The organism is Hymenobacter sp. BT559 (assembly GCF_017571525.1).
Classification (GTDB): domain Bacteria; phylum Bacteroidota; class Bacteroidia; order Cytophagales; family Hymenobacteraceae; genus Hymenobacter; species Hymenobacter ginsengisoli.
This window is the reverse complement of record NZ_JAGETY010000001.1, coordinates 429,156-452,414: the sequence shown is the minus strand read 5'-3', so window position 1 is coordinate 452,414 and position 23,259 is coordinate 429,156. Positions and strand designations below refer to the sequence as shown.

At 60.1% G+C, this 23,259-nt stretch carries 20 protein-coding genes and 1 pseudogene; 6 read left to right on the top strand and 15 right to left on the bottom strand.

What is annotated here, in order from left to right:
* Nucleotides 1–66: 66 nt before the first annotated feature.
* Nucleotides 67–1,197 carry an NAD(P)/FAD-dependent oxidoreductase gene (locus J4D99_RS01895; protein WP_208129993.1) on the bottom strand — a complete coding sequence of 377 codons (1,131 nt, stop codon included), beginning with the start codon at nt 1,195–1,197 and terminating at the stop codon, nt 67–69.
* A gap of 155 nt (nt 1,198–1,352) precedes the next feature.
* Between J4D99_RS01895 and J4D99_RS01890 the strand changes: the two genes are divergently transcribed.
* A complete protein-coding gene (locus tag J4D99_RS01890) occupies nt 1,353–1,733 on the top strand; it encodes a T9SS type A sorting domain-containing protein (protein ID WP_208129992.1) in 381 nt (126 codons plus the stop codon).
* Nucleotides 1,734–2,095: 362 nt separating this feature from the next.
* Here the strand turns inward: J4D99_RS01890 and J4D99_RS01885 are convergent, their stop codons facing one another.
* The gene (locus J4D99_RS01885) at nt 2,096–3,475 is read right to left on the bottom strand and encodes a sigma-54 interaction domain-containing protein (RefSeq protein ID WP_208129991.1); all 1,380 of its coding nucleotides are present in this window, start codon (nt 3,473–3,475) and stop codon (nt 2,096–2,098) included.
* Between the two features lie 627 nt (nt 3,476–4,102).
* Here J4D99_RS01885 and J4D99_RS01880 point away from each other — a divergent pair.
* Nucleotides 4,103–5,950, top strand: coding sequence for a T9SS type A sorting domain-containing protein (locus J4D99_RS01880; RefSeq protein ID WP_208129990.1), 1,848 nt, complete (start codon nt 4,103–4,105; stop codon nt 5,948–5,950).
* A gap of 87 nt (nt 5,951–6,037) precedes the next feature.
* On the opposite strand, the gene J4D99_RS01875 is transcribed toward J4D99_RS01880, so the two are convergent.
* The 3 genes from J4D99_RS01875 to J4D99_RS01865 are packed head-to-tail and all read right to left on the bottom strand — an operon-like array spanning nt 6,038 to nt 7,593.
* Entirely contained in the window at nt 6,038–6,811 is a 774-nt protein-coding gene (locus J4D99_RS01875; protein ID WP_208129989.1) for an exodeoxyribonuclease III, read from the bottom strand.
* A gap of 16 nt (nt 6,812–6,827) precedes the next feature.
* Nucleotides 6,828–7,205 (bottom strand): hypothetical protein, encoded by a 378-nt coding sequence (locus J4D99_RS01870; protein ID WP_208129988.1) that lies wholly within the window; start codon nt 7,203–7,205, stop codon nt 6,828–6,830.
* Nucleotides 7,195–7,593, bottom strand: coding sequence for a carboxymuconolactone decarboxylase family protein (locus J4D99_RS01865; protein ID WP_208129987.1), 399 nt, complete (start codon nt 7,591–7,593; stop codon nt 7,195–7,197). Before J4D99_RS01865 ends, J4D99_RS01870 begins: the two co-directional genes overlap by 11 nt.
* Nucleotides 7,594–7,611: 18 nt before the next feature.
* Between J4D99_RS01865 and J4D99_RS01860 the strand changes: the two genes are divergently transcribed.
* Complete coding sequence (locus J4D99_RS01860; protein ID WP_236018456.1) at nt 7,612–8,388, top strand: ComF family protein; 777 nt, start codon at nt 7,612–7,614, stop codon at nt 8,386–8,388.
* A 110-nt stretch (nt 8,389–8,498) separates the two neighbouring features.
* On the opposite strand, the gene J4D99_RS01855 is transcribed toward J4D99_RS01860, so the two are convergent.
* The 3 genes from J4D99_RS01855 to J4D99_RS01845 all read right to left on the bottom strand — a co-directional run bounded on the left by J4D99_RS01855 (nt 8,499) and on the right by J4D99_RS01845 (nt 13,138).
* Nucleotides 8,499–9,770 (bottom strand): SUMF1/EgtB/PvdO family nonheme iron enzyme, encoded by a 1,272-nt coding sequence (locus J4D99_RS01855; protein ID WP_208129986.1) that lies wholly within the window; start codon nt 9,768–9,770, stop codon nt 8,499–8,501.
* A 67-nt stretch (nt 9,771–9,837) separates the two neighbouring features.
* Entirely contained in the window at nt 9,838–10,890 is a 1,053-nt protein-coding gene (locus J4D99_RS01850; RefSeq protein WP_255554907.1) for a PorP/SprF family type IX secretion system membrane protein, read from the bottom strand.
* Nucleotides 10,891–11,044: 154 nt separating this feature from the next.
* Entirely contained in the window at nt 11,045–13,138 is a 2,094-nt protein-coding gene (locus J4D99_RS01845) for an OmpA family protein (protein ID WP_208129984.1), read from the bottom strand.
* A 135-nt stretch (nt 13,139–13,273) separates the two neighbouring features.
* Between J4D99_RS01845 and J4D99_RS01840 the strand changes: the two genes are divergently transcribed.
* On the top strand, nt 13,274–14,473 hold the full coding sequence (locus J4D99_RS01840; protein ID WP_208129983.1) for a lycopene cyclase family protein: 1,200 nt from the start codon (nt 13,274–13,276) through the stop codon (nt 14,471–14,473).
* 54 nt (nt 14,474–14,527) lie between these two features.
* Here J4D99_RS01840 and J4D99_RS01835 read toward each other — a convergent pair.
* The 3 genes and pseudogenes from J4D99_RS01835 to J4D99_RS01825 form a co-directional block, all read right to left on the bottom strand.
* A pseudogene (locus tag J4D99_RS01835) lies at nt 14,528–15,160 on the bottom strand (ABC transporter ATP-binding protein); the annotation flags it as partial.
* Between the two features lie 164 nt (nt 15,161–15,324).
* Entirely contained in the window at nt 15,325–15,546 is a 222-nt protein-coding gene (locus tag J4D99_RS01830) for a DUF2795 domain-containing protein (protein ID WP_068339058.1), read from the bottom strand.
* Nucleotides 15,547–15,624: 78 nt separating this feature from the next.
* Nucleotides 15,625–16,944, bottom strand: a complete 1,320-nt coding sequence (locus J4D99_RS01825; protein WP_208129982.1) for a DUF349 domain-containing protein — start codon at nt 16,942–16,944, stop codon at nt 15,625–15,627.
* Between the two features lie 293 nt (nt 16,945–17,237).
* Here J4D99_RS01825 and ettA point away from each other — a divergent pair, with 293 nt between their 5' ends.
* The gene (gene ettA / locus J4D99_RS01820; RefSeq protein WP_208129981.1) at nt 17,238–18,905 is read left to right on the top strand and encodes an energy-dependent translational throttle protein EttA; all 1,668 of its coding nucleotides are present in this window, start codon (nt 17,238–17,240) and stop codon (nt 18,903–18,905) included.
* Nucleotides 18,906–18,990: 85 nt separating this feature from the next.
* On the opposite strand, the gene J4D99_RS01815 is transcribed toward ettA, so the two are convergent.
* The 4 genes from J4D99_RS01815 to J4D99_RS01800 all read right to left on the bottom strand — a co-directional run bounded on the left by J4D99_RS01815 (nt 18,991) and on the right by J4D99_RS01800 (nt 20,944).
* Nucleotides 18,991–19,494: a DUF421 domain-containing protein gene (locus J4D99_RS01815; RefSeq protein ID WP_208129980.1), complete on the bottom strand. Its 504-nt coding sequence runs from the start codon at nt 19,492–19,494 to the stop codon at nt 18,991–18,993.
* A gap of 12 nt (nt 19,495–19,506) precedes the next feature.
* Nucleotides 19,507–20,040 (bottom strand): inorganic diphosphatase, encoded by a 534-nt coding sequence (locus tag J4D99_RS01810; protein WP_208129979.1) that lies wholly within the window; start codon nt 20,038–20,040, stop codon nt 19,507–19,509.
* 209 nt (nt 20,041–20,249) lie between these two features.
* Complete coding sequence (locus tag J4D99_RS01805; protein ID WP_208129978.1) at nt 20,250–20,534, bottom strand: hypothetical protein; 285 nt, start codon at nt 20,532–20,534, stop codon at nt 20,250–20,252.
* Between the two features lie 11 nt (nt 20,535–20,545).
* Complete coding sequence (locus J4D99_RS01800; RefSeq protein ID WP_208129977.1) at nt 20,546–20,944, bottom strand: carboxypeptidase-like regulatory domain-containing protein; 399 nt, start codon at nt 20,942–20,944, stop codon at nt 20,546–20,548.
* Between the two features lie 162 nt (nt 20,945–21,106).
* On the opposite strand from J4D99_RS01800, the gene J4D99_RS01795 reads away from it, so the two are divergent.
* Complete coding sequence (locus J4D99_RS01795) at nt 21,107–23,206, top strand: T9SS type A sorting domain-containing protein (protein ID WP_208129976.1); 2,100 nt, start codon at nt 21,107–21,109, stop codon at nt 23,204–23,206.
* Nucleotides 23,207–23,259 lie beyond the last annotated feature (53 nt).

Sequence of the window (23,259 nt, the reverse complement as noted above, 5' to 3'; positions counted from 1 at the left end):
GCTAGGAAGTGGCCGGCAGGGCGGCATCCTGGGCGGCTTTACGGACGGCTTAGCAACAGGTTGGTTCTACGAAAAAGCTGCGCCGTGTGTACGGCGCATGAGGGCGCGCACGGCACCCGGCCAGTAGCGCAGGCCGCCTACTACCAGCTCACTCAGCACTGGTCCGCCAAACAGGCCTTGCACGGCTCGGCCCACCCGCAGCCGCGCGCCAAACTGCCCGTGCCAGGCCTGCGCATAGGCCGCCTCCAGGGCCGGGCGGGGCAGCTCGCCGCGCAAAAAGCGGCTCGCCAGCGGCGCGGCCAGCGCGGCGCCGTGCAGGGCCATAGCCATGCCGTTGCCACAAAGCGGAGTAATGAGGCCCGCTGCGTCGCCCACCATCAGCAAGTGCTGCTCTACGGGCTGCTTGGGCGCAAACGAAATCTCGTTTATTACTTCCGGCTGCGGATAGAGGCGCTCGGCGTGGGCAAGGATATCGGCCAGGCGCGGGTTCTGGGCCAGCACCTCCCCTTCGAGGGCCGCAATGGTGCCGCCGCCCGCCTTCAGGTTGGCGCGGGTGGTGAGGTAGCAAAAGCAGAGCTTGTCTTCTTCAATGGCCGAGATGCCCGCGTAGCCATCCCGGAAGTTGTGCAGCTCAATCACATCGCGGGCGAAGCCCGGCAGGCGCAGATGGTATTTTACGCCGAGGTAGGGCGAGCGCTGCCCAAAAAACGGCCGCCCGAGCTGCCGGTCGAGGGCACTGCGCTTGCCATAGGTGCCTAGCACGAGGCGCGCCGTTAGCTGGCGGCCATCGGCCAGGTGCACCGTGTGCAGGTCGGTGGCGGCTTCGAAGACCACGTTGGCCACCGTGGCAAACATAAACTCGACCCCCGCCGCCAGCGCCCGCCGATACAAAAACTCGTCGAGCTGGTACCGGCTTACCCCGAAGCCGCCGAGGTCGAGGGGGCTAGCCAGCAGGCGCCCAGCCGGCGACGACAGCCGGAACTGCCCGATGGCGGCCGGCGCCAGCGCCACCGGGTCGGCCCCTAGCCGGCGCAGGTACGGCAGCACTTCGTTGCTTATATACTCGCCACATACCCGGTGAAAAGGATAGCGCCGCCGCTCCACCACCACCACGCGGTGCCCGCGCCCAGCCAGGTCGAGTGCAGCAGCCAGGCCCGCCAGGCCCCCGCCCAGCACTAGGGCTCTCGTAAAAGTCATATTAGGTAGCGCCACGGGTTAGCCGGGTAAAAATTCAAGTTTAACTAACTAAACGGATAGGTAGCCGCTGAACAGGTGTACTTTTGCGAAACCAAATACCCGGTTCGTCGTTAACTTTCATCCCACCCGGCTACTGTGTTCTGGTTGACTATATTATGAAACAACCGTTACTTTTTGGATTACTCTGGCTAGCCAGCCTCGGCCTGTGTACGGGCAGCCTGGCCCCCGCTCAGGGCGCCACTATCCGAGGCACGTATCAAACCGTGATACGGCCTACGCTCGATGATAAGACATTAGTGGTATATCCTAATCCCAGCACCGGTATTGTGCACCTTACCATTAGCGGCCTCGAAGGCCGCAAGGTTGAAGTGAGCGTGCTCAACGTCATTGGTACGGTGCTGTACCACGAAACGCTAAGTGAGCTCAATGAGCGGTATACCAAGACGCTGGACCTGAGCCGCTTTGCCAATGGCCTGTATTATGTAAAGCTGGAAGCCGACAACGCCAGCCAGCTCTGCAAGCTTGTTATCCGCTGAGCTTGGCGAAGCAAAGCCCGGCCGGAAAGTTTGGCTGCCCACATTTGCCAGCCAATAAGCCGGATAGCCTACTGGCTAAACAGAAAAAGCAGCCGCTGGGCTGCTTTTTCTGTTTAGCCAGTGCTTGAACAGGCCTAGCGAGCCGCTACCGGGCTAACCATGTTGCGCAAGCGGTGCGCAGTATCGATAGCCATAAACGCCGTAGCCGCGATGAGGGCAAAAAACAGGAACCACATAGTCGTAAAAGAAAAGGCAAGTGAATGTAAAAACCAACCGGGCTGCTAGCCCGGGGTCACAGGTAGTTTAACCGCTGCGCCGCGCGCAGGGTTACACTAAAATTCGGGCATTTTAGTCCGTGTTAATCAAGGCAGCTGCAAGTGCCCGCTCTGAATGAGCCGGTAAAGCGTAGAGCGGCCCACGCGCAAGCGGTTGGCAGCCGCCACTACATCGCCATTCAGGGCCGTGAGGCTGGCCTGCATAATAGCCAGCGTTTGCTCGCGCAGCGATGGAAATACCGGCGTGGTGCTGCTAGGGGCTTCCGTAGCTTCTGTGGCCCGCAGGGCCGGCGCCGTGCGAAACGGAATATCGCAGGCCGCTATCTGTGGGCCGTCGGCCAGCACGGCCGCTAGCTCTACTACGGCCTTCAGTTCCCGCACATTGCCCGGAAACGCGTAGCTTAACAATCGTTTGCGTGCTTCCTCACTGAAAGCGGGCACAGGCAGCTTGTTGAGCTGGCTGAAGGCACGCACAAAGGCTTCGGCCAGCAGTAAAATGTCTTGCCCGCGCTGGCGCAGCGGCGGCAGCTCGATGGGCAGCCCGAGCAGGCGATAATACAAGTCTTCACGAAAGCGGCCCGCTTCGACTTCGGCAGCTAGGTTGCGATGGGTAGCGACTATTAGTCGCACATCAAAGAGTACTGGCTGGGTGCCGCCCACCCGCGTCACGGCGCGCTCTTGCAGCACTCGCAGCAGCTTGGCTTGCAGCACCAGCTCAAGGTCGGCAATCTCGTCCAGGAATAACGTGCCGCCGTTGGCTTCCTCAAAGCGGCCAATGCGCCGCGTGGTGGCCCCCGTAAAGGCCCCTTTTTCGTGCCCAAATAGCTCACTCTCCAGCAGCTCCCGCGGAATGGCGGCCATATTGAGGGCTACAAACGGCTGCCCTGCCCGCCCCGACTGCGCATGAATAGCCTGCGCTACCAGCTCTTTGCCCGTGCCCGTTTCGCCGCTCACCGATACCGTAATGGAAGTGCGGGCTGCTTTTTTTATTAACTCGCGCACCTGCTGCATACTGGCATGCTGGCCTAGCAGCATATCGGCCGGTGCCTCGGGGGCCACCGGTGGGGCGGGCGGTACTGCCACTGGTTGCCGGGCTGCGGCTAGGGCCTGCCACAGGCGTTCGGGGCTTTGCAGGTCTTTTACCACATACTGGCTGATGCCCTGGGCCAGCATGTCGGCTTCGGTTTCGGCATCGTGCGCATCAGCCAGCACAAAAAAAACGGCGGCCGGCAGCCGCTCACGCAGTTTGCGCACCAGGCGTCGGGGCAGGCCCTCCTGGCCATCACTATCCAGAATGAGCGCATTGGGAATAGTTGTTACCGACGAGCGCTGGGCCAGGGCCAGCGCTATCGTAGTAAAGCGCCGCACCACATGGTCAGGGTTGAGACTAAGCCGGTGGCACAGCCTGGTGATATAGTGGCTATCGGGCCCTACAAGCCAGATATGATAATAGTCAGACGTTTTCATAGCTGAAGAGAGCGAGGGCTAGGAAAGCCGCAGTCAAAACAGGGGCAACTTTCCATTAGTAAAATTATAAAACGCTTAAAAATAAAAATTTCATGTTATTTGGATAATTCATATAAAATATTCGCCTGCTCACTGCATAAGCTATCTAAAAGAGACCGTAAGTCCATTTCTAGCTCAGAAAGAATACCTTTTTGAGAAAGTGTTTGTAAATATACTTTATAAAATTTATCTGTTAAACAGCATCTTATAAAATTGGCAGGTTACTTGGCTGCTTACAGGCATGATAAAACTTTATTCACCTGTGTTATGCCTGTTCTTAAAATAGTTAAATTCGCTTGTGAGGCAGCAGTTGCCACCAAGTCTCTCTGTGCCACCGCCCTCACCCTGGGGCTGCTCTTGATTGTCACGGGTGCACAGGCTGCTGCATACTACTCCACCGGCGCCCCGATTAGTTCATCGCAGACGGCTGTTTGTGCTGGTTCCAGCTGCTCGCCCGGCATAACAACTAGCGTAAATACCCCGGCAGGAACGGTAGCAGTATCAGCGGCTGCCTACCTGCCTTTATCGGGTACGGTAAAGGCACGATATCAGCTCAATGGTACAGCGCTGGCGGGCTACCGCGGCGGGGTGCTGCTTTCGCAAAATGGTTCGCTGCTCAGCCTAAATGGCCTAGGCACTATCACTATCCGCACCTATCTCAGCACTGGCAATACCCCTAATACAGCCCAAGATGTGCTAGTAGTCGGCGCTAGCGCGGCCCAGGCACAGCTGCTAGCCGGCAAAGGTGCCCCCGCCCAGCTAGAGCTGATTTCGACGGCCCCTTTCGACCAAGTAGAGATAGAATTTGGCACGGCGCTAAGCGTGGGCGCGTCGGTTGATATTTATTACGCTTACGGCATCGGAGCCAACACGGCTACTCAAATAACGGGGCTCACGTCTAACTCAAGCAGCGCGGCCATTGGCCAGTATAGCGTAGCAGGCTGCACCGATAAAATCAGCGATGCCTCACGCACGGTCGACAGCGACCCCACCAACTACGCCACTTTCAGTAGCCTGGCTTCTGTCAACTGCCCGGCCCAGCTGACGGTAGGCCTCAACGGGACGGCCCCCGCTACCTACAAGGCGGCCTTTGTTATCGGGCAGGATAATAATCTACTTGATGTAAGTGTATTAAGCCATCTCGTGCTGAAAACCTATAAAAATGGGGTGCTTCAGGAAACGGCTTCCGGGTCTTCGCTGCTGGGCCTGAGCGTATTGCCTGACAATAAGTCGCTGGTAAACTTTCAGGCCACCATGCCCTTCGATGCGGTCTCAATTGAGCGCAACGATGCTGTGGCGGCCCTCGACAACCTGCGGCTGTACTACGGGGTAGGGGTGGCCTCTACGTCGCTCTCGCAAACCATATCCAGCTTTGCCGACCCCTCGACTCATTACCAGGCCTACGCCAACGGCACGGCTTGCATAGGCTGCTCAGTATCATCGCCTGCGAGCGCCGCCGGCGACCCCAACTCGGCCGCTACCATCAATGTGCCGCTGGGTGTAAATAACTATTCGACCCTGCGCCTCGACCTCAACGGTATGGGCAACGCTGGCAACCGGGCCGGAATGGTGCTCGGCAACAGCACCCTGCTCGATGCCACCGCTCTGAGCCGCGTCACGCTCATTACGTACGACGACAACGGCAACGTGCTCGAAACAGCCAATGGCTCTTCGCTTCTTTCGCTCAACCTGCTGCCCGACGGGCGCCAAACGGTGAGCTTCAACACGACCAAGAATTTCTCGAAAGTAGGTATTCAGATTGGTGGGCTAGCCAGTGCGGCCACCAACACCAGCGTGTACTATGCCTTCTCCGACAGCTCTAATGGCTCACTAAATATTGTGGCGCCAACCGGGCCGCTGCCCGTAACGCTCATCAGCTTTGGGGTGCGCCGCGCGGCTGGCACGGGTGCGGCCATCCTGAGCTGGGCCACCGCCAGTGAAGCCAATAGCGCTCACTTTGTGGTAGAGCGCGCTGCCAACCCGGCCACCGGCTTCGTGGCCGTTGGGCAGGTAGTGGCAGCTGGCAACAGCACCATCACCCGCACTTACTCACTGACCGACAGGGAGGCTGCTGCGCACACTGGCGCACTTTATTACCGCCTGCGGCAGGTAGATGCCGATGGCCAAGCCCACTTATCGGCTGTAGCTGTGCTGGCCGCTAGCCCCACCAAAGTGGGCCTAGTGCTTTACCCCAACCCGGCATCGGCAGCTCAAAACGTGACGCTAGCCACGAGCGCCGACTTTAGCGCGGGCTATACTGTCGAGCTATACGCCGCCCTGGGCCAACTGCTTAGCAGCCGCGTAGTGAGCAGTGAAGGTGCTGCCACCCCGCCTAGCATAGCCACAGCCGGGCTGTCGGCCGGCATCTACTACATAGTGCTGCGCAACGCGGCCGGCCAGCAGATAGGCTCGCAGCGCCTGCAAATAGCTAACTAATGCTTGGGCTTTCCAGTTGCGCACAATGTAAAACTCCCCCTGACGGCTCTTGTCTGGGGGAGTTTTTGTTTTGGACTTTTTTTAGATTCAATTAGCCAGCTCGACCCAGGCCGGGCAGTGGTCTGAGTGCACGGCGTCGGGCCAGAGGCCTGCCCCGCGCAAGCGGGGTAATAAGGCTTGGTCAACCAACAAATGGTCGAGGCGCCAGCCCACATTGCGGGCCCGCGAGCCCGCCCGGTAGCTCCACCACGAATAGTGACCCGGCATGTCGGGGTGCAGGTGCCGAAACGAGTCGGTAAAGCCATCGGCCAGAAAGTCCCGGAACCACTGACGCTCTTCGGGCGTGTAGCCCGGGCTTTGCTGGTTGGCCTTAGGGTTGTGCAGGTCGATGGCGGTCTGGCAGCAATTAAAATCGCCACCGATAACGAGCGGTGGCACGGCTGCATCTTGCTTTAAGTCAGCCACGTAGCTCCTGAACCAATGCAGCCACGCCACTTTAAAGGCTTGGCGCGCCGGCCCGCTCGTGCCCGAGGGCATGTACGTATTCAGCACCGATACGCCCTCAAAGTCGAGCCGCAGCACCCGGCCCTCGTCATCATAACGGCTTTCGCCGCAACCAGTTATCACTGCCAGAGGCTCCACTCGGCTGAAGGTAGCCACGCCGCTGTAACCCGGCTTTTGGGCCGGGTGCAGGTAAGCGCGATAGCCCAGGGCCGCTAGGCCACTCACATCGAGCGAGGCTGTGCCGGCCTTTATTTCCTGCACACATAGCACATCGGGCTGGGTGGCCGCCACCCAGTCGAGCAGCCCTTTGCTGAGCGCCGAGCGCAGCCCATTCAAATTATACGAAACAATCTTCAAGCGCTAAATGTCTGATTTATTGCTCTTCATCGAGCGTGTCGAAATACTCCAGGATGTGCCATTTTAGCATGCGCTCCTGCTCCTTAAGGTTGGCAAAGGGTACGGGGTTCAACAGCTGGTAGTGCGGCCAGCCTTCTTCATCGACCCGCTCGAGCGCATAATGCCCGCTGAGACTGAATAGCTTGCAAGTGGCAATGTGCATGAGGTCCTGCTTCTGCTCTTTGGTAAAAGTGGCTACCCCCTGGCCCAGCTCCTGCACCCCAATCAGAAGCAGCAGGGCATTGAGGTCGGGCCGGCGGCCAAAGCGCTCTTGCATAGCCGCTAGTAGCTCTTCCCAGCGCTGGTTGAACTCGGCCTCGCTTTCGCCGCTAAGGGGCTGGCTATTAGTGCTCATGGGGCGGGCGGCTAGCTGGCTGGTGGCCGGCCGGGCCAGCTAGGGCCGCTTCGGCGCGCAATACTTCCCAGTACTCCACGGCCCGGCGGAAGTGCGGAATCACGATGCTGCCTCCGATGAGGTTGGCAATCGAAAAGACTTCGAATACTTCGTCGTCGGTCAGGCCTTCGTCGTGGCACTTGCCCAGGTGATACTTCACGCAGTCGTCGCAGCGTAGTACCAGCGAGCAGGCTAGCCCGAGCATCTCCTTGGTCTTGACGTCGATGGCCCCCGCTGCATACGTATTGGTGTCGAGGTTGAAAAACCGCTTAATTACCTTATTATCATAAGATAGTACGCGCTCATTCATGCGCTGGCGGTAGTCGTTGAAATCGGTGGTGAGAGACACAGAGAAAAATTAAAAGGTATGAATGTTAACTTAGCTATCGGCAGCTGCTGCCTCAAGACGAACTTACAGCTTCCTAACCGCTTTACCACCGAAATGATGCTGCGCCCGCTGCTGGCCGACCTGGCAACCCTGTTTTTTCCGCGTCCCTGCCTGGCTTGCCGCGCGCCCTTGGTGGCGGGCGAGGAGTATGTGTGTACCGGTTGCCGCGCCGAGCTGCCCTATACTGATTACCACCTGCTGCCCCCCGACCAGAACCCGCTGGCCCGGCGCTTTTGGGGCAGACTGCCGGTGCAGCATACGCTCAGCTACCTACGCTTTTTGCGCCACGGCCGGGTGCAGAAATTGCTACATCAGCTTAAGTATCAAGGCCAGAGCCAGGTGGGCCACGCGCTAGGGGCACTCTATGGCGCCGAGTTGGTCAGTACTGACTTAGCTGCACAGTTCGACCTCGTAGTGCCGGTGCCGCTGCACCGCCGTAAGCTGGCTCGCCGGGGCTACAACCAGGCCGAGGCCTTTAGTACGGGCCTCGCGGCCGCGTTGGCCTGCCCTAGCCATGCACAGGTACTGCGCCGTACCGAGCACACCGCTTCCCAAACCCGTAAGGGGCGTGCCGCACGCTGGCAAAACGTAGCGACGGTGTTTGAAGTAGCCGAGCCGCAGGCCGTGCTGGGTTGCCACGTCTTGCTGGTAGATGACGTGCTCACTACCGGCGCTACGCTCGAAGCCTGTGGGGCGGCTCTGCTGGCGGCGGGCGCCCGTGCGGTAAGCATTGCTACCATTGCGTGCGCAGAATAAGCCTGCACGGCGGCTGAGCGCAAATTGGCGGGCTAGCGACCGATGCTTGTCGGGGCAAACTAAAAAGGCCGCCTGGGTAGGCGGCCTTTTGTAGTCAGCATTACAAGCGGTTACTTGTTCGTGCCTGCATTAATCATTGCGCAACGGAAGCCGATGGTCGAGGTAGCCGAGTCCTCAGCCATGAAGCGACGCGTACCGGGCGAGAGGTAGTAGGCCACATCGCGCCACGAACCACCCTTGTACACGCGCACGTGGTCGTTTACAAGGCTCTGGTAGCCTTTGGTATCGTAGTTCTTCGCGTCGTCACCCACCCCGTTGCGGCGGAAGGGGTTCAGGTCTTCCACATCCTGGAACGAAAGCGGGCGGTACACGTCCTGGACCCACTCGTTCACGTTGCCAGCCATGTTATACAGGCCATAATCGTTTGGCGGATAAGCGTATACGTACTCTGTAATCATAGCGCCGTCGTTCAGGCTGCCAGCAATGCCGGCGTAGTCGCCGCGGCCACGCTTGAAGTTAGCCAGGAACTGACCCTGGTTCTTGCCATATGGGTTGCGGGTCGAGCGGCCATCCCAGGGGTAGATACGCTTCTCCTCCTGGTTCTCGTTGCCCACTTCCTGGGTACCTACGAGTGCCTGAGCGGCGTATTCCCACTCCGCTTCGGTAGGGAGGCGGTAGTTGGGCAGCAGGTTGCCGTTTTCGATAGAAGCACCACCTTTGCCATCGGCCAGGGCGCCGGCGGTCTTGGTGCCACCTTCAGCCGCAGTGCCAGTACCAGTGTCGCCTTTCTTCTTGCGGTGAAACAGGCCACCACCTTTGCTGCTGCTACCACCAGTCTTAGCCAGGTTTTCGTTCACCTTGGCCGTGCGCCAAGCGCAGTAGCTATCGGCCTGCAGCCAGTTTACGCCCACTACCGGGAAGTAGCGGAAGCCGGGGTAGCGCAGGTAATACGTCACATAGGGGTCGTTAAACGACAGGTCGCGGGCCCACACCGTGGTGTCGGGTAAGGCGGCCTTATATTTCTCTTCCGACGAATCTTTGCGGATAAAGTGCAGGTATTCAAGCCAGTGAATATTGGCTACCTCAGCTTCGTCCATAAAGAACGAGGCGATAGTCACCGTGCGCTCCAGGTTGTCGTGGTTGTTGGTCACGTCTTCCTCCTGCGAGCCTAGCACCGTGCGGCCACCTTCGATGTACACGAGGCCCGGGCCGGTCGGGATTTTCTTGAAATCCGTCACCTTCATGCCCTCATCGGTATTGTATTCGATGCCGGTGGTCGACGAGGCTTTGCCCGGGTTGGTGGCCGTGGGGGCCCCCTTGTGGCAGCTAGCCAAGGCCAGCGAACCGGCAGCCAGCAGGCTTAAATAATTGGTAATTCTCATAACAAAGGAATTTGCCGAGGGCGCTAATAGATTATGACAAGCAATTTGGTTGCAATATTACAAAGAATCAGAAGTCGGGACAAGGGGCTTTTGGATAATTCCGTCTTTTCAGTCGGCGGAAAGCGCTTTCTAGTTTGTCAAACGCGCGCAGGGTTAAAGTTATTTCATGGGCACCGCCCAGGTCGCTGGCTAATTGACTCACCCCCACGTCGTAGGCATAGCCGAGGCGCAAGTCGCCGTAGGCAATGCCGGCCACCAGGGCTACCACGTGCTGGGTGCCCTGGTCGGGGCTAGCCAGATTACGGTAAATGGCGCCCACCGTTACGGGGTCGAGCAGGAAATAGGCCCCCGCCTCCGAGCGCTGCGAGCCGCCCTGGCGGGTGTATCCCAGCGTGGGAGTCAGGCTGATTTCGCGCTGCTCGCCCTTGCCCGAGCCGGCGGGCTTCTGCAAAAACAGCTTGTAGCCGCCATTCACCGAAATACGGAGCGGCAGCCCCGCCTGCTGGCTAAAGCCCAAGTCGGGGCGGTTGAGATGCTGGCCCGCCAAGCTCACCCAAAACTCCTCGGCATAGAGCACGGCGCCTACGCCCACCGTGAGGTAGTTGACGGGCAGAAAGCTACCCAGGTTTTCGGCCGTGGCGCCGGTATAGCTGCCATCGGCGCTGTACTGGTCGCCGAAGGTGAGGTTATTGTAACCTACCCGCTGGCGGCCATAGCCCACCTGCGCGCCCCCACTAAGGGCTAGCGTGCGCGTGAGGCGGGTGTGGTAGGCATACTGCGCCGTGGCCCCAAAGCGGGTGTAGCCCACCGTGCCGGCGCGGTCCTGGCTCACGAGCAGGCCTAGCGCGTGGTGCAGGCCAGGCTTGGGCAGGCGCCAGTCGGCGGCTAGCTGCACGGTTTCGAATGCGCCGGCCAGTTGCGGAAACTGATTGCGGTAGCTGAGCGTGGCACTGTAATCGTCCACGATGCCAATCCAAGCCGGGTTGTCGGCCTGGCGGTTGGCGTAGGCCTGCGAGAAGTAAACGTCCTGCGCTCGTGCCGTGCCAGCAGCCAGCAGCACAACGCTTAGCGAGCCTAACGTAAGATGCCTGCCCCTAGCCAGTGAAAAAAAGTCGGTCATGCTCATCTGGCATTCGCTTGCGAAGCATCTTGTCAAGGTAGAACGAAACGCTGGAGAAAAAATTCTAACGGCGCGAACCTGACAAGATGCTTCGCAAGCGAACGCCAGATGAACATGACCGACGTATTGGGGGCTGACTATTATTTCTAGATAATTACTTCTTGGTAATCGTGAACTCTACCCGGCGGTTGAAGCGGCGGGTTTCTTCCTGTTCGTTGCTGGCGATGGGGTCGGTGCCGCCGTAGCCTTTGGTGGTAAGGCGCTTGGCATCAATGCCTTTGCTTACCAGGTATTTCTTCACCGCTTCCACGCGGTCTTCGCTCAGCTTCAGGTTCAGGGCCGGGTCGCCCTGGTTGTCGGTGTGGCCACCAATAAGAATTTCCACCGTCGGGTAATCGCGCAAAATCTTCACCAAGCGCAGCAGCTCGGGGAAAGAGCTGGGCTGCAGATAATACTTGCTCTGAGGGAAGAAAATGTTGTTAAGCTTCACCTTCTGGCCCACCTTGAAGGGCACCATGAACAAGTCCTGGTTTTTCTCCGAGTATTTATCCGCCGAGGTGGCGTCGAGGCTGGCGTTCTCTGCGATGTAATCGACGGCCTCGGCGCGGTAGCCATATTGCACGCCGGCCGGCAGCACAATGGTATAGGAGCCATCTACCGGCGACGACTCGGCTACGCCGATTTCTTCGCCCGTCACCAGGTTTTCGTAGTGAATAATGGCCCGGATGGGCTTTTTGGTCACGGCATCGAGCACCTTGCCCTGCACCAGCGTCACCACCTCAGGCTTGAAGGCGGGGGCTAGCGCAATGCGAAAAATATCTTTCGAGCCATCGATGCCATTGCGGGTCGACACGAGGTAGGCATTGTCGCCGGCCGCCGATACGGTGTAGTAGGCATCAAAGTCGGGCGAGTTTACTACCGGGCCCAGATTGCGCGGCACGCTCCACTTGGTCCAGGTGCTGTCGAGGCGCTTCGAGTAAAAGATATCGCTCTTGCCGTAGCCGCCGTGTCCTTCTGAAGCGAAGTAGAGCGTCTTTTCATCGGAAGCCAGGAATGGCGCAAAGTCGGCGCCGGGCGTGTTGATGTTGGGCCCCAGGCTGACAGGCTTGGTCCACTGCGTCACCCGCTTGGGGTCGGGCTGCTCGCCCACCGGCACGGGCTTCGGGAAGCTCACAAAAATATCCTGCCCGCCCTGGCCATCGGGGCGCTCCACGGCCATCAGCAACGCCTTGCCCGAGGTAGACAGAAAGCCGTCGATGTGCTCGGGGTCTTTGTTGATAAAGTTGTCAATCGGCACTTTTTGCGGCACACTCCAGCCGCCGGGCGTGTGCCGGCTCAGGCTGAAGCCTTTGGGCTGCATAAAGCCATCTTCGTACACGCCGATGAGCAAGGCCACCTGGCCGTTGGCCGATACCGAGGCTAGCCCATTGGGGTCTTCGGGGCCGTTGGGCGGGGTGCCCAGGTTTTTGGCCAGGCTCCAGCTTTGGTTTTTGCCGCTTACCAGCTTCGAGTACCAGATGTCTTGCGGGTCGCGCGTGCCGCCCCGGTTGCCGGGGTGAAATTGCCGGGCAAAAAACATGGTGCGCCCGTCGGGCGAAATCACCGGGTGGGTATCTACGTACTTGCTATTTACGCTGGGCCCCAGATTCTTCAGCGTCGAGTCCATCTGCACGGTTTCGACATCGGTCTTGGTCGGATTCTTAAAATCCTGCTTCACCATCTGCACGTCCACATTGGCAATGCCGATGGCGTCAATCTGGTTCACGCCATCTACCTTGGCCGTGTTCATGGTCACGCGCACGCCGATGGTGCGGTACTTCTCGGGCTTGAACTTGACCTGTAGCGTACGGTAAGCCTCGGGCAGGGGCCCGGGGTTCTTGTTGGTATACACCTCGTGGTGCTCGCCCTTGATATCAATCAGCTCGATTTTGGTAACCGAGCCGGGATTGAAGTTCTCAATTACCGTGACTTGCTGCGCAATGAGCGACTTGGCAAAGCGCACCTCGATAAACTCATTCGAGCCATCTTTGGCCGGAATCCAGGCCTCGTTGCTGATTTGGCCTAGCGGCTGGGCGTTGGGCTCGCCCAGCACCTTTTCGGGTGCGAAAGGCTCCTTGCCTTTGGCTTTTTGCGACGACACACCTTCCACCTTGGCAGCCCAGAGCACCGTTTGGGCCTGGGCGGTCGGGGCAGCCAGCAGGCCAATAGCCGTGGCCGGCAGAAAAAAGAGCACCGAATTTAGGTTCATAGCGTAAGAATAGGCCAGTCGCAAAAAAGCACTGGGCAATACTGAATAAATACTAGTTTGAAGCTACACAAAGACTTGCGACTACGAACCTAACACTAAATCAGCAAAGCGTATTGTGCGTCGCATCTTTGCGGTATGCCTCAGCCTTCGGTTTCTGCGCTTGCCTACGACTATCTGCTAGTGGGTGGTGGGGCCGCCGGCCTTAGCCTGGCCTACCACCTGGCTCAGGAGCCCCGCCTGGCCGGCAAGCGGGTGCTCCTGCTTGAGCCTGAGGCCAAAAACCAGAACGACCGCACCTGGTCTTACTGGGCCGATGAGCCTACCCCCTTCGACAGCCTCGCCGCGGGCGAGTGGCGCAAAATAGCTTTCCGCAGCCCCGGCTTCGCGCAGGTTGCCGAGCTTAAAAAGTACCGCTACCGAACTATCCGTGGCTTGGATTTTTACCAATTTGTGCAGCAAACACTGGCAGGCTTGCCCGCGCAGTTTACCGTAGTGCGCGCTAAGGTAGTGGCGTTAGAAAACACGCTCAGTGGGGTGCGGGCACGCACCGAGGCCGGGCAAGAGTTCACGGCGCAGTACGCCTTCGACAGCCGTCCGCCCGTCATCGAGCCGCAGCCCTACAACTACCGCTACCTGCTCCAGCACTTTGTAGGCTGGGAAATTGAAACCACACGCGACGTCTTCGACCCCGAAGTGGTCGAGTTTATGGATTTCCGGGGCGAGCAGCACCACGAAGCGCGCTTTATGTACGTGTTGCCTTTCAGTGCGCGCCGGGCCCTGGTCGAGTATACTCTATTCTCGGCGCTGGTGCTGCAAAAGGCTGACTACGAAGGTTATATTGCCGAATACTTGGCAAATACGCTAGGGCTGGCCAAGGCAGAATACCGCATCGAAGCAGAAGAGGTCGGCGCTATTCCGATGACCGACCACCCGCTGCAAGCCAGGGTAGGCGCCCATATCATCAACGTAGGTACCCGGGCCGGGCGGGCCAAGCCGAGTACTGGCTACGCCTTCCGCCGCATTCAGGCGCAGTCGGCGCGGCTAGTGGCGGCGCTGGCAGCCACCGGCCAGCCGCCACCAGATGCCACGGGCGACCAATGGCAGTTCCGGCTCTTTGATACGCTGCTGCTCGACATTATGCAGCGGCAGGGGGAAACGACCCGCGACTTATTTCGCCAGCTTTTCGAGCGCAACCCGGTGCAGCGCATCTTCCGGTTCTTGGACGAAAAAACCGGCTGGGCCGACAACCTGCGCATTATGAATTCGGTGTCGCCAGGGCCGTTTATGCGCTCTATTGGACACGTGTTGCGGGGCCGGCCGGGCCAACGGCAGTAACGCAAACCGGGCAGTTCGCGACCTGAAATGACCCTAGCGGTGCGAGGCGGCGAACTACGAAGTTCGTGCTGCTGGTTGCTCCAAAAACTCCCGCTCGGCCCGCACGGCCTCGGCACTGATGGCCACCAAATGTGGCTGCGCCCGCGATAAATTCAGCAAAAAGCCCGGCATGTCGGCTAGGCTATCCAGGTCGTGGGTGCTGCACAAAATAGTGTGCCCTTCAGCTGTTACCCAGTTGCTTAGCAGCGCAAACACGCGCCGCCGATGATATACGTCGAGCTGTTGCGTAGGCTCATCGAGCAGGTACAGCGGCGCCTCCTGCAAGCTGAGCTGGGCTAGCCACACCAGCTGCTGCTCGCCGCCCGACAGCTGGCGAAAATCCTGGCTGGCCAGGTGGCTGGCGCCTACGGCCGCCAGGGCCACGTCGGCAAGGGCATAGTCGGCAGCGCCGTAGGTGCTCAACAGGCCGTGGTGGCGGTAGCGGCCCATCACTACCAACTCGCGCACGGCCAGGCCAAAATCAAGCGCCCCGCGCTGGGGCAGGTAGCCCAGCCGCCGTGCCAGCGCCGGGCCGCGCAAGGTGCGCAATTCCTCGGGCCCACCCAGCCGCACCGAGCCCTGGTAGGGCAGCTGCCCCGTAAGCACCCGGAAAAGGGTAGTCTTGCCGGCGCCATTATGCCCTAGCACGGCCACAAAAGTGGGCGCACTAGGTAATAGCAACGAAAAATCGCGGAGCAGCACCCGGTTGGGGTACCCCGCGATTAAGTTTTCAATGACCAGTGAGCAGTGGGTAGAAGGCAATTGTGACTGATTTACAATTGATAGCTATTCACTACTGCCGGGCAACTGACCTAATATTCGTCCTCGTTGAACATGAAGTCCTCCTTGGTTGGATAATCGGGCCATACCTCCTCGATATTCTCGTAGGGTTGGCCATCATCTTCCAGACCTTGCAGGTTTTCAACCACTTCCATCGGGGCGCCTGAGCGGATAGAAAAGTCAATTAGTTCGTCTTTGGTGGCGGGCCAGGGCGCATCTTCCAGATAGGAAGCGAGTTCGAGAGTCCAGTACATGGTCTAAAGTTAGAAAGACGTGAAAAAAGGTTGCTAAATATAAGTTGCTCCGCCGCTACGCAAGCGCCAGCGGTAAGGTTAACCGGTAATTGGGAGTTGAAAAAGGGCAATGAGCTCAGTTTTTGTTTGAATTTTCCGCTCGAAGGTGCGGATTTTTCCTTGCAGCAACTGCCGAAACTGGTCGTTGGCGGCCGAGCTGTTTAGTTTGCCCAGGTTGTCCTTGAGCGTGGCCAGCTCCTGGCGGTCACTCTCGATAAACTTGCGTAAGGCCGTAGTAGCTGCCTGGGCGCGCTCGGCGGGGGCTAGCGGGGCCGCCCCTTCGGCTTGGCGCTTGCGCAGGTAGTAGTCCAGGGCACTCATCTCAAACACCTTGTCGCAGGCCAGCATAAAGCGCTGCCACAGTTGGTCGCTTTCGGGTCCACGCACGGCTCCGCTTTGCTTCCACTCGGCTTGCAAGGCCTTGGCCTGCGTCACACCCTGGTTGGGCGGCAGGGCAATGAGGGCCTCGGCGCGCTTGGCCAGCTCGCGCTTGCGCAGCAGGCTTTCCTCGGGCGAGCCGGGGGCCGCGCCGGGGCGTACTTCTACTGGGCGCTGGCTCTCGATGTGCTTTTTGAGGCGCTCGAAAAAGTGGTTGTTGGCCGCCCGAAATTTGGTCCACAGCTCGGCCGCCTGCTTTTTGGGCAAGGTGCCGTTTACTTCGCGCCAGGCAGTTTGCAACTGCTTGAGCTGCCTTGAGGTAGCCTCAAACTGGTCGGAGTTTTTGAGCGTTTCGGCTTGGTTCACCAGGTCGCGATAGCGCTCCACGGTGCGGCGGGCCATGGCCTTGCGGTCGCTTTGGAACGCTTTGCGGCGGTCGAAGAACTCCTGCACCGCGCCGTGAAAGCGGGTTTCCAGCTCTTCGGTGAGGGCTTTGTCGACGGGGCCGGTTTTGAGCCAGGCCTGACGCAGGTCCTTCACGGTTTCGCTGGCCGAAATCCACTCCACGGTATCGCGCAGGGCTTCGGCCTGGGCAATGAGGCTGATTTTGGTGGCCAGGTTCTTTTCGCGGTTGCGGGCCACCGATACATTAAGCTGCTCTTCGGCCTCCTTGAGGCGGCGATGCAGGCTCTCGTAGTCGCCGAGGCCATCGTGCCGCTTAGTCTGCTCCTGCAGGTGTAGCAGCTTCATTAGGAAAGACCCTTGATTATCAGCGGCTTGCAGGCGCTGTAATAGCTCGTCGATTTTAGTTCGGAAGGCTTCGTAGCGCTGGGCGAAGTAGCGCAGCGCATCGTCGTCGGTGTCTTTTACCTGGCCGATGCGGCGGGCTGGCTGGCCCAAAACTGGGCGCAGCCACACGCCCCCGTCTTCCACGTAGCCATAGCGGCGAGCTTCCGTGAGCGGGTGGTCGGTGAGTTCCATTGGGGAATGGGAAAGATAGAGTGAGGCAAAAACGTCGGCAAGCGCGGCAGTCGGCCCCGAACGTGTTAGGGGAATGAATTACAAGTTTACGCGCAAAACTGGTTGCGCCCGCTTAGCAGGACGGCATTGGCGCATTTAGGTTTCCGGCCAAAGGCGGCTTGCCAACGGGAAGGGAGTAAAATCATTGTTTTCCGGGCTAGCTGATTGGTCTTTTTTCGGGTCGATAGTATCCGCTTAAGCTGCTTTTACGCGGTAGCTTTGTAGACTTCCGCCCATTCTTTCTCTGTATTCTCATGTCCGACCAGCCGACCATTATTTTCAGCATGGCCGGGGTAAGCAAGATTTACCCGCCCCAGAAGCAAGTTCTCAAAAATATTTATCTCTCTTTTTTTTATGGCGCCAAAATCGGCGTGCTCGGCCTCAACGGCTCGGGTAAGTCGAGCCTCCTGAAAATTATTGCTGGCGTCGACAAGCAGTTTCAGGGCGAGGTGGTGTGGTCGCCGGGCTACTCGGTGGGCTACCTCGAGCAGGAGCCCCAGCTCGACCCTAGCAAAACCGTGCGCGAGGTAGTGGAAGAAGGCGTGGCCGAAACGGTGGCGCTGCTCAAAGAATTTGACGAAATCAACGAAGCCTTTGGCGCCGAAGACGCCGACTTCGACAAGCTGCTCGAGCGCCAGGGCGCCGTGCAGGAGCGCCTCGACCAGCTCGACGCCTGGAACCTCGACAGCAAGCTGGAGCGCGCCATGGATGCCTTGCGTACCCCGCCGCAGGAGGCCGTGATTGGTAACCTCTCGGGTGGCGAGAAGCGCCGCGTGGCCTTGTGCCGCCTGCTGCTGCAAGAGCCTGACGTGCTGTTGCTTGACGAGCCTACCAACCACCTCGATGCCGAAAGCGTGCTGTGGCTGGAGCAGCACCTGCAGCAGTACAAAGGCACGGTCATCGCCGTAACCCACGACCGGTATTTCCTCGACAACGTGGCCGGGTGGATTCTGGAGCTCGACCGCGGCTCGGGTATTCCATGGAAAGGCAACTACAGCAGCTGGCTGGAGCAAAAAACCGACCGACTGGCTAAGGAAGAAAACACCGAGAGCAAGCGCGCCAAGACCCTACAGCGCGAGCTTGACTGGGTGCGCATGTCGCCCAAAGCCCGCCAGAGCAAGGGCAAGGCGCGCCTGGCCAACTACGAGAAGCTAGCCGGCGAAGAAGCCAAGGACAAGGAGCAGAAGCTGGAGCTGTTCATCCCCGACGGCCCGCGACTGGGCGCACAAGTGATTGAGGCCGAAGGGCTACGCAAAGCCTTTGGCGACAAGCTACTATTCGAAAACCTGAGCTTTTCGCTGCCGCAGGGCGGCATTGTGGGCATCATCGGGCCCAACGGCGCGGGTAAGACCACGCTTTTCCGCATGATAACCGACCAGCTGCAGCCCGACGCGGGCACCTTCGTGGTAGGTCCCACGGTGCAAACGGCCTACATCGACCAGCAGCACGACTCACTCGACGGCAGCAAGTCGGTGTTCGACACCATCACGGGTGGCACTGAAACCATGCTGCTGGCCGGCCGGCCGGTAAACTCGCGGGCTTATGTCAGCAAGTTCAACTTTGGGGGTGGCGACCAGGAAAAGAAAGTGGGTACGCTGTCGGGTGGTGAGAAAAATCGGGTGCACCTGGCTATGACCCTGAAGCAGGGCGCCAACCTGCTGCTGCTCGACGAGCCCACCAACGACCTGGACGTGAACGCCATTCGGGCCCTGGAAGACGCGCTGGAAAACTTCGCCGGCTGCGCCGTTATTATCTCGCACGACCGCTGGTTCCTCGACCGGCTAGCCACCCATATTCTGGCTTTTGAGGGCGACTCAGAAGTGGTGTGGTTTGAAGGCAACTTCACCGACTACGAGGAAGCCAAGCGCAAGCGCCTCGGCGACGTGGAGCCCAAGCGCGTGCGCTACAAGAAGCTGGGCTAGCACTAGCTGCTGACTTGAAGAAGGCCGCTTTCCCGAATTTTTATGTCGGGAAAGCGGCCTTTTTTGCTGGGTGCAGCGCTAGGAGCTAGTCTTTTTTCTTGACCACCGAAATACTGCCGTCGCGCTCCAGATACACGGCTTCAGTGTCGGCTAGCTCGGCTACGTTGCCGTTTTCGTGCAGGCCCTCGCGCAGGTCTTTCTCGCTGAGCTTGAGCTTATGCAGCTGTTCGGCATTGGGTTGGCCTTTTTCGGCCAGCACGTACACCTGGCCTTTCACCAGCTTGCCCACCCAGTCGGAGTGATACGAGGCCCACGCTAGCCCCCGGTGCAGCAGCACAAACACCAGGCCTGCCAGCAGCGTGCCCCAAAAGGGCGACGCTGCCGCCACCGCCCGGCTCAAAATGGCCCCTAGCATAATCTTAACCACCATATCGAAGGCCGTGCTGCCGCCAAATGTGCGCGGGCCCGATAGCCGCAGCAACGTCAGCGCCGCGAAGAAGACGATAATGGCCCGGGTCGTCATTTGCACCGCCGTGATGGTATGCGAGTCGGCATGCGGGCCAAAAAGGAAGTCCAACAGGTCTGCCATAGCTGCTGTCCGTTAAGCCGGGTTGAGCGCCTGCGTGAGCAGCTCGTGCGCCCGCTCGGGGCCCACGCGCCGCAGCACCTTCACCTCGCCGCCCTTGGCCTCGTTGTAGGAGTGAAAGAAATGCTCAATCTCGTGCAGCATATCGGGCGACAAATCGGCCAGGGTGTGCAGGCTTTTGTGCTCGCGCGAGTCAGCCGCCACGGCCAGTAGGCGGTCGTTGCGCTGCACGGTGCCGTCGGTTTCGTGCTGCTCTATTTCGAGGGCCCCGAGCACCCGGGCTTCGACCAGGCAGCCCGGAAAAGCGGGTGCATCGAGTAGCAGCAGCACGTCAAGCGGGTCGCCGTCTGCGGCTTTGGTCGAGGGCACAAACCCAAAATCGTAGGGAAAGCTATGGCCCTCAGGCAGCACGCCTTTGAGCTTGAAGGTGCCAAGCTCGGGGTCGAACGCGACCTTGTTGCGGCTGCCTTTGGGTGTCTCGACTACCACATGAATGCGGGTATGCGAGTGGGGCGCCCGGGCGGGCAGCTGATGCAGGGGAGAAGCCATGAGCGTAGAAAAACAGCTAATAGGGGCTTTCTACGGCCAGTTGCCGGGGCAATGTTATGGCTATGTTACGTATGGTAGCGTTTAGTAAGAGGCCTGCAGCCGCCAAGCCCGGCCGCAAGCTGAGCCTTACCCGGCAGCTAGTGGGGCGCAGCACAGCTACTGGGACACGTTGAACAACTGCCAGCAGGAAAGCAACTGCTTAATTAGCATCAATTTGGCTCTGGCAGAAGCCAGGCCCCTGGTAGCAGCAAGCCGCCAAGGTCGGCCTCAAGCAAGAGGGCGCGGGTTGGTAGTCCATCGGCCGGAGCTATTTCTTCCACAGTGGCCGTGAGGGGCAGGGGCGGCTGGCCCGGCCGCTGCAAGCACAGCGGCCACGCGGTGTGCAGGTCGGCACTGGCCAGCCACGGCGGCACGGGTGAAACCGGCAGCACCAGCAAGCCCAGGCCCGGCAGCCGAAAGCTGCGGCTTATCACGAAAGCATTGGCGGGCGGCATGGCTAGGGGCACTACGAGCCCGTTTTCATGATAAAGCCCTTGCGCTTGCCGTGCTGCTTGATGCGGGTGCCCGGTAGCAGCTCCATTTCGAGGGTCGCGGGCACGCAAGAGGTGTACGTGAAATCTTGGGGCGCGTAGCCGGCCGCGCTTACGGCTAGGGTCGGAAAATTAACCACGGAGGCGGGCAGCGTAAAAAAGCCCTCCTCGTTGGTGATAAGAATAATACTGGTACCCTTCACAAAAATGCTGGCGCCGGCCAGGGGCTTGTCGCTGGCCATCACGCGGCCATTAAACGTGCCGCAGGGGTGAGCCGCGGTAGTGGGGTGGGCGGCCGAAGGAGTTCCTTGTGCTTGGGCCGAGCACATGCGGGCCATCAGGAGGCTGCAGGCAAGAATAAGAAGACGTTGCATAAAAAAGAAAGCTGGCCCTGGCGATGGGTGGCCGGGCCACCAGAGTGGGGAGAAAGTAGTAATACGCAAATGGAGGCCAACGGCTCACGGTGTTTTCACAAAACGTGCCGAAGATGCTGGCGCTGAAGCCATACGTTGCGATAGGTGGCGGTACATTCGCGTATGCACTTTTCTATTCAATGGCGGGGCTGGCTGCTAGGGTTGCTGCTGGCAGGTATAAGCGGGCGAGTGGCGGCCCAGCAACTGCCCTGCTTGCTACTGCCCCTAAGCGCGTCTGAGCGCGTGAAAGCCGCCAGCCTTATTGTAGAAGCCGAAGTACTCGATGCCCGCGGCGAGTGGGATGCCCACCATGCTCGCATTTTTACGCGGCAGCGTCTGCGCGTATTTCGGGTATTGAAAGGCGCCCTGCCCGACACCGCTGCGCTGCCGCTGTTGGTAGAAGGCGGCCAGGTAGGCCTGGCCCGGCAAGACCTCACCAATACCCTGCGCCCGCAGCCGGTGGGCCAGCAGGGTATTTTCTTTTTGGTACCTGCCCCCTGGGCCGGGGTGGCGCCGGGCTACGCGGCGTATGCCTCCAGCCAGGGCCTCATCACCTACAACCTGGCCCAGGGCACGGCCGCCGAGCCCGCGCGGCCCTATGGCAGCTGGGCCGAGGCTAGCCAGCAAACGGCGCAGCTCAGCGGCCAGCCGCCGCAGGTGCTGCGCGCCAACCTGCGGCTGGCAGCGGCGGCCCGGCACGTCGCCAGCCTCACGGCGGCCGCAAACGCTACTCAGCGGGTTCTGGCGCCGGCCATCACGGCTTTTAGCCCCACCCAAACCACGGCGGGCACGGGGGCGGTGCTCACCATTCGGGGTAGCGGCTTTGGGGCTAGCCGGGGCAGTGGCGGCGTCGATTTTCGCAATGCGGATGACGGAGGTACCTCCACGACCCGCGCCCTCGACCGCGACTACCTGAGCTGGACCGATACCCAGATTCAGGTGCTGGTGCCCTCGCTGGCCAGCAACGGCCACCCCGCCGGCACGGGCGTCGTCGGCGTAACGACCAACGACGGTACCTCAACTACCTCGGCCGCTACGCTCACTATCGTCTACGCGCTCAGTAATGTCGATAATACGGCTGGCACGTTTACCGACCGCCCCAACCACATTGCTACCAATGCCACGGGCGGCCTGACCTTTCACTTCAGCCCCAATTTTAGCACCAATGCAGCGGCGGGCGCGGCCTGGCAGCGCGGCCTCACGCAGTGGCGCTGCGCCACGGGCGTCAACTGGGAGCTGGGCGCCAGCGTCACGAGCAACGCCATTGCCTCGGACAATAACAACGTGGTGGCCTTCGACGATGGCACGCTGCCAGCGCGGGTGCTGGGGCGCACTACGTCTTATTACCAAGGCTGTTATAATGCCCAGGGCCAGGTGGTGTTCTACGTCAATGAAATCGACCAGCAATTCACTACCAGCCTGCCTTTTCAGTTTGGGCCGGGGCTAGCGGGGCCGGGGCAATACGATTTTGAGTCGGTAGCCGTGCACGAGCTGGGGCACGCCCAGCAGCTCACGCACCTCATCCGGCCGGGCGCCATTATGCACTACGGCGTGGTGGCCAGCGCCAACCTGCGCACCCTTAGCCCCACGTCGGATATTGCGGGCGGGCGCCTGGTGCTGCGCACCCGCAGCTTCCGCAACCGTGGGTGCGGCGGGGCGCCCATGCTGCCGGCGCCGCTCACGGCGCTGACGAGCAGCCTGGTAGCGGGCGTGCCAACCGTTAGCTTTAGCACCCGTGCCGAGTGCTTTCTTACTGGTTTTGTGCTGGAACGTAGCGCGGGCCTCGACACTACGGCCACCAGCGGGGGCTGGCAGGCCGTAGCTAGTGCCAGCGCCGGGCTAGCCAGCGGCCAATATACCCTGGCCGACCCGCGCCCGGTCACCGGCCTGCACTACTATCGGCTGGGCCTGCGCCGCCCCGATGGCAGCATCGACTATGCCGCCCCGCTGCCACTGCTGTCCGATGCCGTAGCCGGCGCGCAAGCCTTCCCAAACCCCATCACCGGCAATCAGCTGCAGCTAGCTTACCCGGCTGCGGCCGCCGGCGACCTCGTGCTGCGCTTCTACGACGAGCTGGGCCGCTACCACCGGGGCCAGCGCATTGCCGTGCCAGCGGGCCTCAACGTGCTTACCCTCGACGTAAGCGACCTGCGGCCGGGCTTCTACATTCTGCGCCTCACCAGCGACCAGGGCAGCAATAGTATCAAATTGGTCAGGCTGTAAGGCGTAGGCTAATGCGTAGACAAAACTGCCTGTCGTGGCGAGCCGGCTCGCCA